Source organism: Bacteroides ndongoniae, assembly GCF_900108345.1.
Lineage (GTDB): Bacteria > Bacteroidota > Bacteroidia > Bacteroidales > Bacteroidaceae > Bacteroides > Bacteroides ndongoniae.
The window spans coordinates 917,202-931,727 of record NZ_FNVV01000012.1 but is presented as its reverse complement, the minus strand read 5'-3'; the positions used below and the strand labels follow the sequence as shown (position 1 = coordinate 931,727).

Sequence of the window (14,526 nt, the reverse complement as noted above, 5' to 3'; positions counted from 1 at the left end):
GCGCAACAAGCATTGCTGACGAACCACACAAGCACGGTTCGCGAGCCACACAAGCGTAGTTCCCGCTCCGAACAAGCACGGAGCGCGCGCCGAACAAGCATTTTGGGGACAAAAAACACATAAAACCCGCATAACGGGCGCATATTCATGCAGATTCAACACCGGTTTCGCCCATTTCCGACGCTTTCAGCCCGTTTTTGCAAAACAGGTCTGTCAGCCGAAAAGCCCGTTTTCTGACATTTTGAAAGCAAAATATATTATCCGTCAAACGCATCGTCAAATCCTCTTCCACCCCTTGCCGCCACCCGCCGACAGGCACAAAAAAAGGGGAGGATTCCCCGCCGCAGACAGTCTGCGAAGAAGAATCCTCCCCTCCCGGTATAGGGTTACATCACCACGCTGTTACCAGATGGAGACGCGCTCGGCCTGCGGCACGAACATCGGATCTTTCTCGGTCACGCCAAAGGCATCGTACCAGGCACCGATGTGCGGCAGTGCGCCGTCCACACGCCATTTGCCCAACGAGTGAACGTCAATCTTGGTCATCTGCAGCACAGCTTCGGGACGGATGTTGTTGGCCCATACGCCGGCATAAGCCAGGAAGAAGCGCTGTTCGGGGGTGAAGCCGTCCTTCACGGCCAGCGGAGCCGTGGCAGTAGCGTTCTTGAAGGCCTGGAAAGCTACCTGCAAACCACCGTGGTCGGCAATGTTCTCGCCCAGCGTCATGCGGCCGTTGGCGTGTACACCCGGAGCCACTTCGATGCTGTCGAAGAAGGCTACCATCACGTTGGCACGTTCCTCGAACTTCTTGGCATCTTCTTCGGTCCACCAGTCTTTCAGGTTACCGTCCTTGTCGTACTGACGGCCCTGGTCGTCGAATCCGTGTGTCATCTCATGTCCGATCACCACACCGATGGCACCGTAGTTGAAGGCGTCATCCGCATTCATATCGAAGAAAGGCGGCTGCAGGATGGCGGCGGGGAAACAGATTTCGTTCGTCGTCGGGTTGTAGTAAGCGTTCACGGTCTGCGGCGTCATCAGCCATTCGTCCTTGTCAACAGGCTTGCCTGCCTTGGCCACCATCTCGGCGTGATTCCACAGGTTGGCACGTTCGATGTTGGCCCAGTAGGAGTCGTTCTTGATTTCGAGCGAGCTGTAGTCTTTCCATTTGTCGGGGTAACCTATCTTCACGTGGAAGGTAGCCAGTTTCTCCAGGGCTTTTACCTTGGTCGAATCGCCCATCCACGACAGGTTCTGGATGCGTTGTCCCAGTGCATCCTGCAGGTTCTTCACGAGGGTCACCATACGCTCTTTGGCTGCGGCGGGGAAGTACTTCTCGACATACATCTGTCCGACAGCCTCGCCCAGTGTAGAGCTTACTACACCGACAGCCGTCTTCCAGCGGGGTTGCATCTCTTGGGCGCCCGACATCGTGCGACTGTAGAAGTCGAAGTTCTGCTCCTTCAGCGCGTCGTTCAGATAGTCGGCAGAGGCATCAATCAGTTTCCATTGCAGGTACAGGCTCTGGTCGGCCAGGGGCAGTGTGTCCAGAATCTTCACCGAAGCCTCCAGCGAAGCGGGCTGTCCGACGATGATTTCCTTCACATCGTTCAGGTCAAGTCCTTTCAGATAAGCATCCCAGTCGAAGGTGGAGTACTGCTTCTTGATGTCTTCCATCGACATCTTGTTATAATTGGCATGAGGGTCGCGCAGATCGACACGCGAGCGGAAAGCCTGTGCCAGACGGGTTTCTACATCCATCACTACCTTCACGGCACGGTCAGCGTCGGCATCAGAATATCCGGCCAGACCGAACATTTTCTTCACATGTACTTTGAAAGCCTCACGAATTTTAGTAGTAGCCTCATCGTCCAGCAGATAGTAGTCACGGTCGCCCATGCTCAGTCCGTACTGGGCTATCTGTACAGCGTTCATGTTGCTATTCATTTCGTCGGCTGCCACGTAGAGGGCCAGATAGGCTGCGATGCCTTTCTTATAGAGCTGTGCCAGCAGCGGATAAAGCTGTTCCTTGCTCTGCATCGCACCGATTTCCTTCAGTTCGGCCTGAATGGGGGCAACACCGTCCTGATTCAGCTTCACGCTATCCATGGCAATCTTGTACAGGTCGCCTACCTTCTGTGCCACGCTGCCGGCTTCGTGTTGCGAGGCAGCCAGTTCTTCGATAAGACCCTGAATCTGCTTGCGGTTGTTCTCGGCCAGCACGGTGAACGAACCATACTGCGAATATTCATCAGTCAGCGGATTGTTTTTCATCCAGCCACCGCAGGCATACTGATAGAAGTCGGTACCCGGCAGAGCCGTGGTATCCAGATTGGCAAGCTGAATGCCGGCTGTCTGTTCGGCCGTCTGCTTGCCCGTGTTGCACGATGTTGCCAGCAGGCAGATCGCTGCAACGGGAAGAAAATGTTTCATGTTCATTGTTATACTGTTTTATAAAGTTGTTTTCCGTTCTTCACCCGGCGGCCATCAGGCTCCCTTTTGGGCTTCCTCCAGCTCCGTCGATGCTGTCTCCCACTCGTCCATTACGTGGTCGAGCTGTTCCTTCAGCTTGCGGTGCTGCTCGTAGAGCGACATGTCCGAGGCTCCTTCGGGAGTAGCCATTTTCTCCTCAAGAATGGCGATGGCGCTTTCGGTCTGTTCGATTTCGGCTTCGCAGTCGGCCACGCGGCGCTCCAGCTTCTTCAGGCGTTTGTTGAGTTCCTTCTGTTCCTGCCAGAGCCTCACCCCCGACCCCTCTCCCGAAGAGAGGGGAGTGGTAGCGGTATTCTTTTTCTTATTGTCATCAGAAACAAAGAGGGAATCCAACCTTCCTCCCCTCTCCTTGGGAGAGGGGTCGGGGGTGAGGCCTGTGGGGGCGGAGGTGAGACTCTTACTCCGTATAAAGTCGTAAATGCCTCCCAGGTGCTCCTTCACCACTCCGCCGCCGAACTCATAAACTTTAGTCGCAAGTCCGTCCAGAAAATCACGGTCGTGGCTGACAATAATTACTGTTCCGTCGAAGTCGCGGATGGCTTCCTTCAGTACGTCCTTCGAGCGCATGTCCAGGTGATTGGTGGGCTCGTCGAGAATGAGGAAGTTCACCGGCTCCAAGAGCAGCTTGATCATGGCCAGACGGGTGCGCTCGCCGCCGGAGAGCACCTTTACCTTTTTGTCCGAGGCTTCACCGCCGAACATGAAAGCGCCCAATATGTCGCGTATCTTCAGACGAATGTCGCCAACGGCCACACGGTCGATGGTGTCGAACACCGTCAGATTCTCGTCCAGCAGTTGTGCCTGGTTCTGGGCAAAGTAGCCTATCTGTACGTTGTGTCCCAGGGTAAGGCGGCCGGTATAGTCGGTTATCTCGCCCATGATGCACTTCACGAGGGTGGATTTTCCTTCACCGTTCTTGCCCACAAAGGCCACCTTTTCGCCACGGTTGATGGTCAGGTTGACGTCGTGAAAGACAACGTGGTCGCCGTAAGCTTTCGCTACGTCCTCGCAGATGACGGGATAGTTGCCGCTGCGGCTGGAGCAGGTAAACTTCAGGCGCAAGGTGGAGTTGTCTTCCTCGTCCACCTCGATGCGTTCTATCTTCTCCAGTTGCTTGATGCGGCTCTGCACCTGTACGGCCTTGGTGGCCTTGTAGCGGAAGCGTTCGATGAAGGCTTCGGTGTCTTCGATCTGCTTCTGCTGGTTTTCGTAGGCACGCAGCTGCTGTTCGCGGCGCTCGCGGCGCAGGGTGACGAACTCGTCGTACTTCACCTTATAGTCGTAGATGTGTCCGCAGCTGATTTCGATGGTGCGGGTGGTGACGTTGTTCAGGAAGGCGCGGTCGTGGCTGACGAGCACCACGGCGTTGGCGCGGGTGGCCAGGAAGTTTTCGAGCCACTGGATGGACTCGATGTCGAGGTGGTTGGTGGGCTCGTCGAGCAGGAGCACGTCGGGGCGGCGAAGCAGGAGCTTGGCCAGCTCGATGCGCATGCGCCATCCGCCGGAGAACTCGCTCGTGGGGCGGTCGAAGTCGGTACGGCTGAATCCCAAGCCCTGGAGCGTGCGCTCTATCTCGGCATGATAATTGGTGCCTCCCATCATGAGGAAACGTTCATTCTCGTGGGTGAAGCGGTCGATGAGTTTCTGGTAGTCCTCGCTTTCGTAGTCGGTGCGTTCGGCCAGCTCGCGGTTCATGCGGTCAATGTCAGCCTGCATCTCGAAGATGTGTTCGAAAGCCAGCTCGGCTTCCTGCATCACGGTTCGCGAGTCGCTCAGCACCATGACCTGCGGCAGATAGCCGATGGTACAGTCGCGGGGAACGGCTACCACGCCTTCCGTGGGCTGCTGCAGTCCGGCCAGTATCTTGAGCATGGTGGACTTGCCGGCTCCGTTCTTACCGACCAGCGCAATGCGGTCTTTCTTATTGATGACGTAGGACACGTCCTCGAACAGCGGCGTGGCGTTGAATTCTACTTTCAGTCCTTCTACAGATATCATAAAGTCAATAATCTTAAGTTGATACGTTTTTCGGCCTGCAAGCCGGAGCCTCGCAAGGGGGCACGGACCTGCAAACGGCAAAAACCTATAAAACCGGACAGTTACATCGCGGTTTGCAAGGGCACAAAGGTAGTGATTATTTGCACAACTTCCGCATCACTTTCCTGCAACGATTCAAATCTTTTTCGCCGACGGGCTTCTGCCGCACCCCTCCCCGCTCGATGCGGCGGTAGATGTGGAAGCCGCTCCACTTCAGAATGGCTTTCAGGGCGCGTACGGTGCCGCTGGTCTGGTGGAACAGGATGTTGAAGGGGAAAGCGGTGGTACTGGTGGACACTAATACGGCGTCCTTGCCGGCGTGCAGCGGGCGCGGAAGTCCGGTGCCGCTTTGCTCTATCAGGCCATAAACCATGCGGTCGAACAATACTTTCAGGGTGCCTGGCATGTTGCCCCAATAGCAGGGGGCGCCGATGACGAGCACCTGACATTCGCCCAGCAGGCGCACCACGCATTGGGCGTCATCTTCGGGCAAGGTGCAACGCTGGGCGGTACGGCAGGTCATGCAACCCGTACAGGGACGCACCTTCAGGTCGGCGACACGCAGGTTCACCACCCGGGCTCCGCACGCCAGGGCTTCTTCCTCCATGGCCTGCAACATGCGCGCGATGCCTCCGTTGGGACGGGGGCTGGCATTCAGGATAAGTATGTTCATAGTGCTTCCGTTTTTAAGCCTTCGTTCCCACGAATAAATATCCGGAGAATATCCGCAAATATACATATTATTTCGGACAAACGGCCCGATGGGCGGAAGAAAAGGAGAAACGGGCCAACTATCATTCTGACACTTTGCACACCCAAGTCCGCGAGAATCGCGTATTTGCGGCCAGAAGGACGGGCAGCCGATTTTTTCAAAGCGCACACGCACTATTCGTCTATCAGCCAAACAGATAGCGAAATACTTACAACCAAAACAGACGAAAAAAGCGCCCGAATGCCCCGCCGAAAGCTTTGTTCCTCCCTATAACATACCTTCCGGCCGAGCCGCACAAGCATTGTTGCCGAGCCACACAAGCGTTGTTCGGCAACCGGACAAGCACAGAGCACGTTCCGCACAAGCGTTTCAGACGGCAAAAAGATGCAATTCCGGCATCCGCAGCGTATATTCATGCGGTTTTAGCGCCGTTTTATGCAGTTCCGGCATCTGTTTCGAGGAATTCAGCGGGAGGGCATGTTACAGAAAAAGGCGTTTCCGACTCTTTTTGCAAGCAGAAACGCCTTAACTGAAACACAAAGACAAATGCTGCCTTCCACCGCCCTGCGCCCGTCACTCGTCGGGCTGCGAGCGGAAACGAGCAAAATACTCCTTCAGCTGTCCGAAATACAAACTATCCGGCATCTCCCAATGGGTCTGAAGAACAACCTTATTGTCCTTATCCAACAGACAATAGTCCGAAGCCCCCATCTTATCTGTCGGAATATCCAACTGCTTGTGCAGAAGTTTACAAGTAAACTTAATCGGATTATACAGATCGATCATTTTAATTTTCCGCTTTTGGTTAATCAGGTAGATTGTTTCCGAAAACCCATTTCTTTTCAGATACTCTGCTACTTCCCCATAGCCTTGCGCGCAAATAGGAAACAAAGCGACATCCGAATTGCCTTTCAACACCTCCAACAGTTTCGGAAAACGTTCGACAGACGGACGACAGTAATCACAGAAAACGTAAATCAGTTTATAAGGCTTGTCGGAAGCAGTAATGACAGACTTCAAAGAATCGTTGTCGACTATCCGAACCTGCGAGTAAGAGACTCCGCCAAGCGCCATGAGAATCAATAAAAGAAAGACTTTCTTCATAGCGTGATACTTTTAATCTTTACGTTGTAAAGGTACAATTCAAACACGCCCAGTGTTATTTGCAATAAACATCTTTAATCAAATTAACCTACTTTAAACATCATGCCACGAAAAAACAACTAACTTTACAAAAAATACGATAGTCATGAAGAAGTTGATATACGCTTGCCTGTTAGGATGCTGCTTAGCCCTCTCTGCCTGCCATTCTGCAAAGAGCACCAGCACAACCAACCCTTACCTAACACATTACCTTTCTTCCGACTCAACGGTCGCCGGAAACGGAAAGGCAGTATCCTCCAAAGTGGACGACTTGAACAAGGAACGGTTGCACGAAACTGTCGCCCCGGAGAAAAAAGCATCATGGGCTGATATTTTGCGGGATATTTTACAATATTATCAGGTAGGGCGTTAACATTCCATTTACTTCAGGTCCAAACACGTACCCGTCACTCGTCGGGCAACGAGCGGAAGCGGAAGAAGGAATTCTTGACGTCACGCCCTACACTCTTCCAGCTGGGCATCTCCTTCAGATAACGCCGCACCGGCATGTCGTAGAGCAGGAACAACAGCAGCAACAGGATGCAGCCGTAGAGCACCCACCCGTATATCTGGCGGATGCTGACTTCCATCATTTGCGAAACGAACGTCTCCATATATTCACCTAACGGGAAGGGCGAACTGCTGAACGACACGCGGTCGATGGCACTGCCGTAGCGAGCCATGTTGTCCGTCATGTAGTAGGAAAGGGCACGCCCGTAAAGAGCCGAACCCAGCACGCCGCCCACCACCATGTGGAGCATGTTGAAGACGCTGAGTGCCTGGAAGAAGTGCTGGAAGGTCATAATCTCCTCCAAGCAAACCATAAACGTGGCACTCAGTATGGCGTAGCCGAAGCCGCGGCACAGCGTCGGCAGATAGAGCTGCGACAGATGTATCTCGCCCGAAAACTGGAAGTAATAGCCTGCCAGGTAGCACACCAATGCCATGACGCCCACGATAAGGAGCCGCAGGTAGTTGAAGCGGCGCACGTGCATCCACCAGTAGGCAAACAGACAGCCCGCCAGTATGCCAGCCAGCGCCAGCCAGTCCAACTGCACGCTGACGGTCTCGGCATAGTGCATCACCCCTTCGTAGAAACTTTCCTCCAGCACACGCTCCGTGGCCAGAATGGCTTCGACCACAGTAATCAGTATCAACACAGGCCACAGATAGCGGTAAGTCCACATCTTGGGTTCCAGAAAAGCATGGCGGATGGCGCGCATCCGTTTCACACAGACGTAAGCCGTCAGCACAATGGAACAAGTCAGACGGCAAATGACGGGACTGTCCCACCAGTCGTACCAGTCGCCATAGTCGAACAGGTAGGCTACCTGCAGCAGCAGGGCCGCCCACAGCATCGCGCCTGTCCAGTCGATACCCACCAGCGGGAACTTTTTCATGAAACGAAAATGACGTACACAAGTCGAAAGTATCAGCAGGTCCACCAGCATCAACCCTGCCATGAACAGGTGCATGTACGTCCAATGATAGTGGTGCAGCAACCAGGTGGTCATCAGGTCGGACAGCTGCATGCTGCCCAGGATAATGATGTGCAGCAGAGGAAAGAAGACGGTGAAGTCGCGCTTGGGCGTCATCCACAGCTGAATGTTCGACATACACTCGAAGGTGCCCTGAATCTTGCAAATGCCTTCGACAAAGCACACCGCCCACAGCAGGGGCAGAAAGGTGATGTAGGGCGCCACAAGGTTGCAAACTAACACGCCCAATGCGGCTGCCGTGAGTAGCGTTTTGTTGGTAAAACGAAACTTCATGCGAAACAGCAACGGGAAGTAAATGGCCATGCCAGCCAAATTAGAGTAAAGGCACATCAGCAGGTCTTCGCGCATCAGCGACATGCCGCCCACCATCTGGTTGAGTGCGCCTAAATAAAGCCCGCCGGAAAGCTGGAAGGTAACGGCGAAGAATACATAAATCCACGGCTGCATCTTGCGCGGTACAAACTCGCGGAACATGGGCATCGTGAACGGCCCGTTAAGAATCGGTGCTCCCATAGTCTGCTCAATATTTCACCTCACACTCCAGATTGAACCCGGCACGCAGTCGTTGCAGGTCTTCGGGACGATTGCCCTGCAGGCTGATGCGCACGGGGACACGCTGCTCTACCTTGACGAAGTTGCCCGTAGCGTTGTCCTGGGGAATGAGCGAGAAGGCGGCTCCCGTAGCGTCGGAGATGGACTCTACCGTACCTTTGTAGACGATACCCGGCACGGCGTCGGCCGTAATCTCTACCTCGGCTCCCTCGTGGATGTTGGGCAGCTGTGTCTCGCGGTAGTTGGCCACTACCCACAGGTCGGTGCCATCAACGATGTCCACCAGCGTCTGTCCCGGCTGAACCAACTGGCCTTCGTGGATGTCCTTACGGCCGGTCACGCCGTCGCAGGTGGCCAGCACAACGGTATACGACAGGTTCAGGCGTGCCAGCTCTACGGCCGCTTCGGCCAGGCGGACACCCGCTTCGTTCTGATCCAGACGGTGGGTCTGTTCATCCTTTACCAGCGAAGTAGAGCGGCGGGCACGGAGTACCTGCTCGTAGCGTGCCTTGGCAGCATCGTAAGTGGTGCGCACGTTGTCGTATTGCTGACGGGTGACGGCATCCTCGCCCAGCAGTTTCTCGTAACGGGTCAGTTCGCGGCGGGCATTCTCCATCTGCACGCGGGCCTCCTCGATGCCTGCATCGCTCACACTCAGGTTGTTCTGCGTGGTGGCAATGCCTGCCGTAGTGGCCTTGCTGCCTGCCAGCGCATTGGCAAGGTCGGCCTCGGCCTGTGCCAGACGCAGGCGGAACTCAGTATCTTCGATGATGACCAGCGTGTCGCCCTTGTGTACGGGTTGGAACTCCTCGAAACAGATGCGCTTGATGAAGCCCTGTACGCGGGTATTCACGGGGGTGATGTGCTGCTTCACCTGTGCATTGTCGGTATATTCTACACGGCCCAGGTGCAGGAAGCGCGAGCAGACGTAAACCAGTCCTGCCACGAGGCAGCCGATGATGACGATGTTGTATATCAGTTTCTTTGCAGTTCTTGTAATCATGACTTTAAGTATTATGGTTTGTTGAATATATGAAATAAGAAAGGTTAGAGTGTATGCGTGATGTAACGCATCTTATAATAATTGTAGACAACGTTGATGCGCGCGTTCACCAGCGCCAGGTCGGCACTGAGTTTCATGTTGCCGGCATCGAGCATGTCGGTCAGCAGGGCCAGGTCGTTGTCGTAGCGGTTGCTGGTCACGCGGTAGTTCTCGTCAGCCAACTGTACGCTCTTCTCCTGCGTGTGCAGGTCGGTGAAGGAGGTCAGGAAGTTCACGTAGCCTGCCTGTACGGCATTCTCCACCTGCTCGGCTGCCAGTTCGTGTTCTTCCTGCGCCTTGCGGGCGTTCAGACGTGCCTGCTTCAGCTTCTTGTTGTTCTTGAAGAGTGACGATATATTGTACTTCACGCCCACGCCTACGTAACAGTAGTTGAAGTTGTTGTCCAGCACAGGCACTTCGATGGTGATGGGGCCGTCCAGATGCTCGGCTGCTACCAGCGCCACTTTGGGCAGCAGCTCCGAACGCTCCAGCTTCACTTTCTGCTTGCCCATCTCGACCGAAAGGCCACTCTGTTGCAAGGCCAGGTTGCTTTGCAGGGCCATCTGTTGCCAGTCGCTTTCGGCCAGCGCGGGCACGTCGGACGAGAGCAACGTAGTGTCGGGGATAATCTCGGTGCCGGCCGGCAGATGCAAGGTGGTCACCAGCTGATGGTTCATAATGCGGCGGGCGTCTTCCACTTGCGCCAGCTGCAGCTTCAGCGTTTCGCGTTGCAACTCGTAGCGGGTGATATCGTTCTTCAGGGCAGTTCCCTGGTTGCGGCGTGCCTCCATGTTGCGGATTACCTGTTCGGCCAGTTCCAGGTTCTTCTGCAAAACCTGACGCTGATTGCCCAGCTTATAGATGTTCAGGTAGTAGCCTATCAGCAGGAAACGGATTTCCTGACGGTTCTTCTGTGCGTCCAGTCCTGCCATCTGCTGGCCCAGTTCGGCCAGGGCAATGCTGCTGTTCACCGCACCACCGGCGTAAATCACCTGTTGCGCCTCAAGAGCGAAATTGTTGCCGAAGTGGGGCATCGGAATGTTGGTGCCGTTGCTGAAGTCGCGGTCCCACAAGCGGCCGTCGCCCAGGTAGCTGACCGACAGACTGGCGGAGACATCGGGCAGACGCTGTGCCTTGGCGGCCTGCAGCGCTTGGTCGGCAGCCTCGCGGGCCGTGGAATAGGTTTGAATACTCTTACTGTTTTCGTCGGCCAGGCGGAACATCTCATCGACGCTCAACAGGCGGCCCGACGAAGCGGACTGGGCGTAAAGGCCCGGACTGCACAGCACTGCCACACACAGCACCATGAGTCCTTTTCTGTAACTCATAAACATGTAATAATTGAAGTTAAGGGTTACGGTTGTACGGACAAGGCACCGGTCCTCCTGCCGGCACGCGACAACACGACCTGTCACCGGACAGTCCGCAAAACCTGAATAAGAAATTGAAATCGGATGGGAAATGCTTCCGCCCGTCGGACGGAAGAAACAGGAATTAAATCAGAGCAGCCACACCCCAGGCATGGAAGTCGTGTATCTTGTTCTGATAACGGATGGCGATGTGGTAAAAACGTATTTTCATTCTGACTTTCTTTTTCCTGCTGATTTGCGGGTGCAAAGGTACAAAATCAGACACATAAGTTGTAACCTTTATAGGCCCAACTTATAACATTGTTTAACAAAACCAACGTAAATCAGGTCAACGAAAAATAATATTGGTGATGACCTGTGCACCGACGTGGCGGTTCAGGTTGCGCACCAGCAGGTCGCGCCCCATCATCAGCTCCTGCCGCAGGGCAGCCGAGGTGAGGTGAACGTAAAGCACTTGATTCTTTATATAAAGATCGCGCGTGTACGAGGCAATGGTCGGACCCAGCACTTCGGGCCACGCGTTGATGAGCCGCCGTTCGTTGAGCGGCGACTCCAGGCACTCCTGACGCAGGTAGTGCTGTATCAGCTTGCCTATCTGTTCGGCATCGTTCCGTTTCATGCTTCGTCCTCCTCCATTTCCGATACTTCGCCCCGCTCTACGCGGAACATCTTGTAGTCGCTGCCCACCTTATGCAGAATGCGGTCGAGGTGTTCGCGGTTGGTATCGGTGATGAATATCTGCCCGAAGCTGTCGCCCGCCACGAGCTTGATGATCTGTTCCACGCGCGAAGCGTCAAGCTTGTCGAAGATGTCGTCAAGCAACAGCAACGGCACGGTCGAGCCTGTCCGCTTCAGGAAGTCGAACTGCGCCAGCTTCAGTGCCACCAAGTAAGTTTTGTTCTGCCCCTGCGAGCCCTCGCGCTTGATGGGGAAGTCGCCCAGCAGCATGTTCAGTTCGTCCTTGTGCACCCCGCGCAGCGAATAGCCCATGATGCGGTCGCGCTCGCGGCTGGCCTTCAGCACTTCGAGCAACAAGGCGTCGCGTGCGTGCGAATCGTAGGTCAGCCCTACCCGCTCCTTGTCCTGCGAAATGAACGAATAGAAGTTCTGGAAAATAGGAATAAACTCGCGGATAAACTCTTCGCGCTTTCTGAATACCACTTCGCCCGTCTGTGCCATCATCTCCTCCCAAACCAGCAGCAGCTCGTCCTCGACGGGTGTTTCGCTTTTCAGCAGGACGTTGCGCTGAGCCAGTGCCTTGTTGTAGCGTATCAGAGCTTCGAGATACTCCTTGTCGTACTGCGAAATAACCACATCCATAAAGCGGCGACGCTCGTCGCTTCCCCCGGCAATCAGGTCCGAATCGGCAGGCGACACCATCACCAGCGGCAGGAAGCCGATGTGGTCGGACAGGCGGGTATATTCTTTCTTGTTGCGCTTGAACTGCTTCTTCTGACGGCGCTTCATGCCGCAGTATATCTCCTCCGGACTTCCATCGGCTGCTTCGTAGAACCCCTGAATGACGAAAAAGTCGGCATCGTGGCGGATGTTCTGCGAATCGATGGGGTTGCCCGCGCTCTTACAGAACGACAGGTAATAGACGGCATCCAGCAGGTTGGTCTTGCCCATGCCGTTCTGTCCGAAAAAGCAGTTCAGCTTGGGCGAAAAAGACAGCTCGACCTGCTCCAGATTCTTATAGTTGAGTATCGATATGCGCTTAAGTATCATGTAAATCTATCGCTAAGTTGACGTACAAAGATAGGCCTTCTTGCGGAAAAGCGGGCCGAAAATAAAGGTTTTCAGCAGCAAAACAAAAAAAGATGCCGCTAAATTTCGCCGATAACTATAAAAAACTTACTTTTGCGGGTCGAATTCCCTACATAAGAATAATAACAAAAAGTATATATCAAAAATGGCAGAACAAAAAAAGACCAACGAAGCCCTGAACGTGGAAGATGCGTTGACACAGTCAGAGGCATTCCTCATCAAAAACAAGAAAGCAATTATCGGTGCCGTGCTGGCAATCGTCATCATCGTGGCCGGAGTAGTGATGTACAAGAATCTGTATGCACAACCTCGTGAAGAGAAAGCACAGGCTGCCCTGTTCAAAGGACAGGAATATTTCGAAGCCGACAAGTACGAACAAGCCCTCAACGGCGACAGCATCGGTTACAAAGGCTTCCTGAAAGTGGCCGAAGAATACAGCGGAACTGACGCTGCCAACCTGGCCAAGGCTTATGCAGGACTTTGCTACGCTCACCTGGGCAAATACGAAGAAGCTCTGAAAGCACTCGACAGCTTCAGCGGCAACGACCAGTTGGTAGCTCCCGCCATGAAAGGTGCTATGGGTAACTGCTACGCTCAGCTGGGTCAGCTGGACAAAGCCGTATCGCTGTTGCTGCAAGCAGCCGAAGAGGCCAACAGCAACGCCATCAGCCCCATCTATCTGCAACAGGCCGGAGAAATCCTGGTGAAGCAAGGCAAGTACGATGATGCCATCAACGCTTACACCACTATTAAGGAAAAATACTTCCGTTCTTACCAATCCATGAACATCGATAAGTACATCGAGCAAGCCAAGTTCATGAAGAAGTAATTGCGCGAAGCATATATACCTTATATATAAGAAATACCGAAAGCACGGAATACATGGAAAAAACACGGAAAGGAGAAGTCCCCGTGGTATCCGTGTAATCCGTGCTTTCGCTTTATACAAACCGCCTTAAACCAAACTCAAAACCATAACATTTTAACACCTATGGCAACAGCTTACCACAATCTTTCCGACTACGACTTCAACTCAGTACCCAATGCCGAGAAAATGAAATTCGGTATCGTCGTTTCCGAGTGGAACTACAACATCACGGGCGCACTGCTCGAAGGTGCCGTGAAAACTCTGAAAAAACACGGAGCTAAAGAAGAAAACATCCTCATCAAAACCGTTCCGGGCAGTTTCGAACTGACTTTCGGAGCCAGCCAGCTGATCGAATATAGCGAAGTAGACGCAGTTATTGCATTGGGCTGCGTAGTTCGCGGAGATACGCCACATTTTGACTATGTTTGCATGGGAGCGACCCAAGGCATAGCACAATTGAACGCAAGTGGCGATGTACCAGTGATTTACGGCCTGATTACGACCAATACAATGGAGCAAGCCGAGGACCGCGCCGGAGGGAAATTAGGCAATAAAGGCGACGAATGTGCAATTACTGCAATAAAAATGATAGATTTCGCTTGGAGTTTACAAAAATAGTCGTATCTTTGCATCGCAATTGAGAAACAAAGGTGCTTCACCCGAGTAGCTCGAAAGCCAAAGGGCAAATACCAGAGTGGCCAAATGGGGCAGACTGTAAATCTGCTGGCTTACGCCTTCGGTGGTTCGAATCCATCTTTGCCCACATAAATTTGCGGAAGTAGCTCAGTTGATAGAGCATTAGCCTTCCAAGCTGAGGGTCGCGGGTTTGAGTCCCGTCTTCCGCTCTTAAGAGAATCAGATAGTTATCGCAAGATTTCTATCTGATTTTTCTTTTCTGCCTATTCCAATCCCCCACCATCTCTGAATGATACAAGTGGTGCTCGCGAGAGACACTTGTGTGGCTCACGAGCCACACTTGCATTGCTCGCGAGCCGTGCAAGTGTCCCATAAATGAATGGCAAGTGTCCTACAAAGGCGATAAA

At 53.7% G+C, this 14,526-nt stretch carries 12 protein-coding genes, 2 tRNA genes and 2 pseudogenes; 5 read left to right on the top strand and 11 right to left on the bottom strand.

Going from position 1 to position 14,526, the window contains the following annotated elements:
- Nucleotides 1–402 precede the first annotated feature (402 nt).
- The 5 genes and pseudogenes from BQ5591_RS03930 to BQ5591_RS03915 form a co-directional block, all read right to left on the bottom strand.
- Nucleotides 403–2,439 carry a M13 family metallopeptidase gene (locus tag BQ5591_RS03930; protein WP_071148514.1) on the bottom strand — a complete coding sequence of 679 codons (2,037 nt, stop codon included), beginning with the start codon at nucleotides 2,437–2,439 and terminating at the stop codon, nucleotides 403–405.
- A 48-nt stretch (nucleotides 2,440–2,487) separates the two neighbouring features.
- Nucleotides 2,488–2,736: pseudogene (locus BQ5591_RS22140) on the bottom strand (ABC transporter ATP-binding protein); the annotation flags it as partial.
- Between the two features lie 158 nt (nucleotides 2,737–2,894).
- Nucleotides 2,895–4,491: pseudogene (gene abc-f / locus BQ5591_RS03925) on the bottom strand (ribosomal protection-like ABC-F family protein); the annotation flags it as partial.
- Nucleotides 4,492–4,627: 136 nt separating this feature from the next.
- Complete coding sequence (locus tag BQ5591_RS03920) at nucleotides 4,628–5,203, bottom strand: flavodoxin family protein (RefSeq protein WP_071148512.1); 576 nt, start codon at nucleotides 5,201–5,203, stop codon at nucleotides 4,628–4,630.
- A gap of 612 nt (nucleotides 5,204–5,815) precedes the next feature.
- On the bottom strand, nucleotides 5,816–6,346 hold the full coding sequence (locus BQ5591_RS03915; protein WP_159434429.1) for a hypothetical protein: 531 nt from the start codon (nucleotides 6,344–6,346) through the stop codon (nucleotides 5,816–5,818).
- A 145-nt stretch (nucleotides 6,347–6,491) separates the two neighbouring features.
- Here BQ5591_RS03915 and BQ5591_RS03910 point away from each other — a divergent pair, with 145 nt between their 5' ends.
- Nucleotides 6,492–6,758 carry a YajG family lipoprotein gene (locus BQ5591_RS03910; protein ID WP_071148510.1) on the top strand — a complete coding sequence of 89 codons (267 nt, stop codon included), beginning with the start codon at nucleotides 6,492–6,494 and terminating at the stop codon, nucleotides 6,756–6,758.
- 34 nt (nucleotides 6,759–6,792) lie between these two features.
- Here the strand turns inward: BQ5591_RS03910 and BQ5591_RS03905 are convergent, their stop codons facing one another.
- From BQ5591_RS03905 to recF, 6 genes are all read right to left on the bottom strand, one after another.
- Nucleotides 6,793–8,397, bottom strand: coding sequence for a hypothetical protein (locus BQ5591_RS03905; protein ID WP_071148509.1), 1,605 nt, complete (start codon nucleotides 8,395–8,397; stop codon nucleotides 6,793–6,795).
- Between the two features lie 7 nt (nucleotides 8,398–8,404).
- Entirely contained in the window at nucleotides 8,405–9,439 is a 1,035-nt protein-coding gene (locus BQ5591_RS03900; protein ID WP_083380868.1) for an HlyD family secretion protein, read from the bottom strand.
- A 44-nt stretch (nucleotides 9,440–9,483) separates the two neighbouring features.
- Nucleotides 9,484–10,806, bottom strand: a complete 1,323-nt coding sequence (locus BQ5591_RS03895) for a TolC family protein (protein ID WP_071148508.1) — start codon at nucleotides 10,804–10,806, stop codon at nucleotides 9,484–9,486.
- A 166-nt stretch (nucleotides 10,807–10,972) separates the two neighbouring features.
- Complete coding sequence (locus BQ5591_RS21530; protein WP_162841927.1) at nucleotides 10,973–11,113, bottom strand: hypothetical protein; 141 nt, start codon at nucleotides 11,111–11,113, stop codon at nucleotides 10,973–10,975.
- A 63-nt stretch (nucleotides 11,114–11,176) separates the two neighbouring features.
- Nucleotides 11,177–11,467 carry a DciA family protein gene (locus BQ5591_RS03890; RefSeq protein WP_022162989.1) on the bottom strand — a complete coding sequence of 97 codons (291 nt, stop codon included), beginning with the start codon at nucleotides 11,465–11,467 and terminating at the stop codon, nucleotides 11,177–11,179.
- Nucleotides 11,464–12,576, bottom strand: a complete 1,113-nt coding sequence (gene recF, locus BQ5591_RS03885; protein WP_071148507.1) for a DNA replication/repair protein RecF — start codon at nucleotides 12,574–12,576, stop codon at nucleotides 11,464–11,466. Before recF ends, BQ5591_RS03890 begins: the two co-directional genes overlap by 4 nt.
- 184 nt (nucleotides 12,577–12,760) lie before the next feature.
- Here recF and BQ5591_RS03880 point away from each other — a divergent pair, with 184 nt between their 5' ends.
- The 4 genes from BQ5591_RS03880 (at nucleotide 12,761) to BQ5591_RS03865 (ending at nucleotide 14,328) form a co-directional block, all read left to right on the top strand.
- Nucleotides 12,761–13,444, top strand: a complete 684-nt coding sequence (locus BQ5591_RS03880) for a tetratricopeptide repeat protein (protein ID WP_022162991.1) — start codon at nucleotides 12,761–12,763, stop codon at nucleotides 13,442–13,444.
- A gap of 162 nt (nucleotides 13,445–13,606) precedes the next feature.
- Nucleotides 13,607–14,101 carry a 6,7-dimethyl-8-ribityllumazine synthase gene (ribH, locus tag BQ5591_RS03875; protein ID WP_022162992.1) on the top strand — a complete coding sequence of 165 codons (495 nt, stop codon included), beginning with the start codon at nucleotides 13,607–13,609 and terminating at the stop codon, nucleotides 14,099–14,101.
- A 62-nt stretch (nucleotides 14,102–14,163) separates the two neighbouring features.
- Nucleotides 14,164–14,246 (top strand) — tRNA-Tyr (locus BQ5591_RS03870).
- A gap of 9 nt (nucleotides 14,247–14,255) precedes the next feature.
- Nucleotides 14,256–14,328 (top strand) — tRNA-Gly (locus tag BQ5591_RS03865).
- Nucleotides 14,329–14,526 lie beyond the last annotated feature (198 nt).

Bases quoted from the DNA above. Each gene is read 5' to 3' on its own strand.
- BQ5591_RS03930 (WP_071148514.1), bottom strand. From the start codon at position 2,439: ATGAACATGAAACATTTTCTTCCCGTTGCAGCGATCTGCCTGCTGGCA.
- BQ5591_RS03920 (WP_071148512.1), bottom strand. From the start codon at position 5,203: ATGAACATACTTATCCTGAATGCCAGCCCCCGTCCCAACGGAGGCATC.
- BQ5591_RS03915 (WP_159434429.1), bottom strand. From the start codon at position 6,346: ATGAAGAAAGTCTTTCTTTTATTGATTCTCATGGCGCTTGGCGGAGTC.
- BQ5591_RS03910 (WP_071148510.1), top strand. From the start codon at position 6,492: ATGAAGAAGTTGATATACGCTTGCCTGTTAGGATGCTGCTTAGCCCTC.
- BQ5591_RS03905 (WP_071148509.1), bottom strand. From the start codon at position 8,397: ATGGGAGCACCGATTCTTAACGGGCCGTTCACGATGCCCATGTTCCGC.
- BQ5591_RS03900 (WP_083380868.1), bottom strand. From the start codon at position 9,439: ATGATTACAAGAACTGCAAAGAAACTGATATACAACATCGTCATCATC.
- BQ5591_RS03895 (WP_071148508.1), bottom strand. From the start codon at position 10,806: ATGAGTTACAGAAAAGGACTCATGGTGCTGTGTGTGGCAGTGCTGTGC.
- BQ5591_RS03890 (WP_022162989.1), bottom strand. From the start codon at position 11,467: ATGAAACGGAACGATGCCGAACAGATAGGCAAGCTGATACAGCACTAC.
- recF (WP_071148507.1), bottom strand. From the start codon at position 12,576: ATGATACTTAAGCGCATATCGATACTCAACTATAAGAATCTGGAGCAG.
- BQ5591_RS03880 (WP_022162991.1), top strand. From the start codon at position 12,761: ATGGCAGAACAAAAAAAGACCAACGAAGCCCTGAACGTGGAAGATGCG.
- ribH (WP_022162992.1), top strand. From the start codon at position 13,607: ATGGCAACAGCTTACCACAATCTTTCCGACTACGACTTCAACTCAGTA.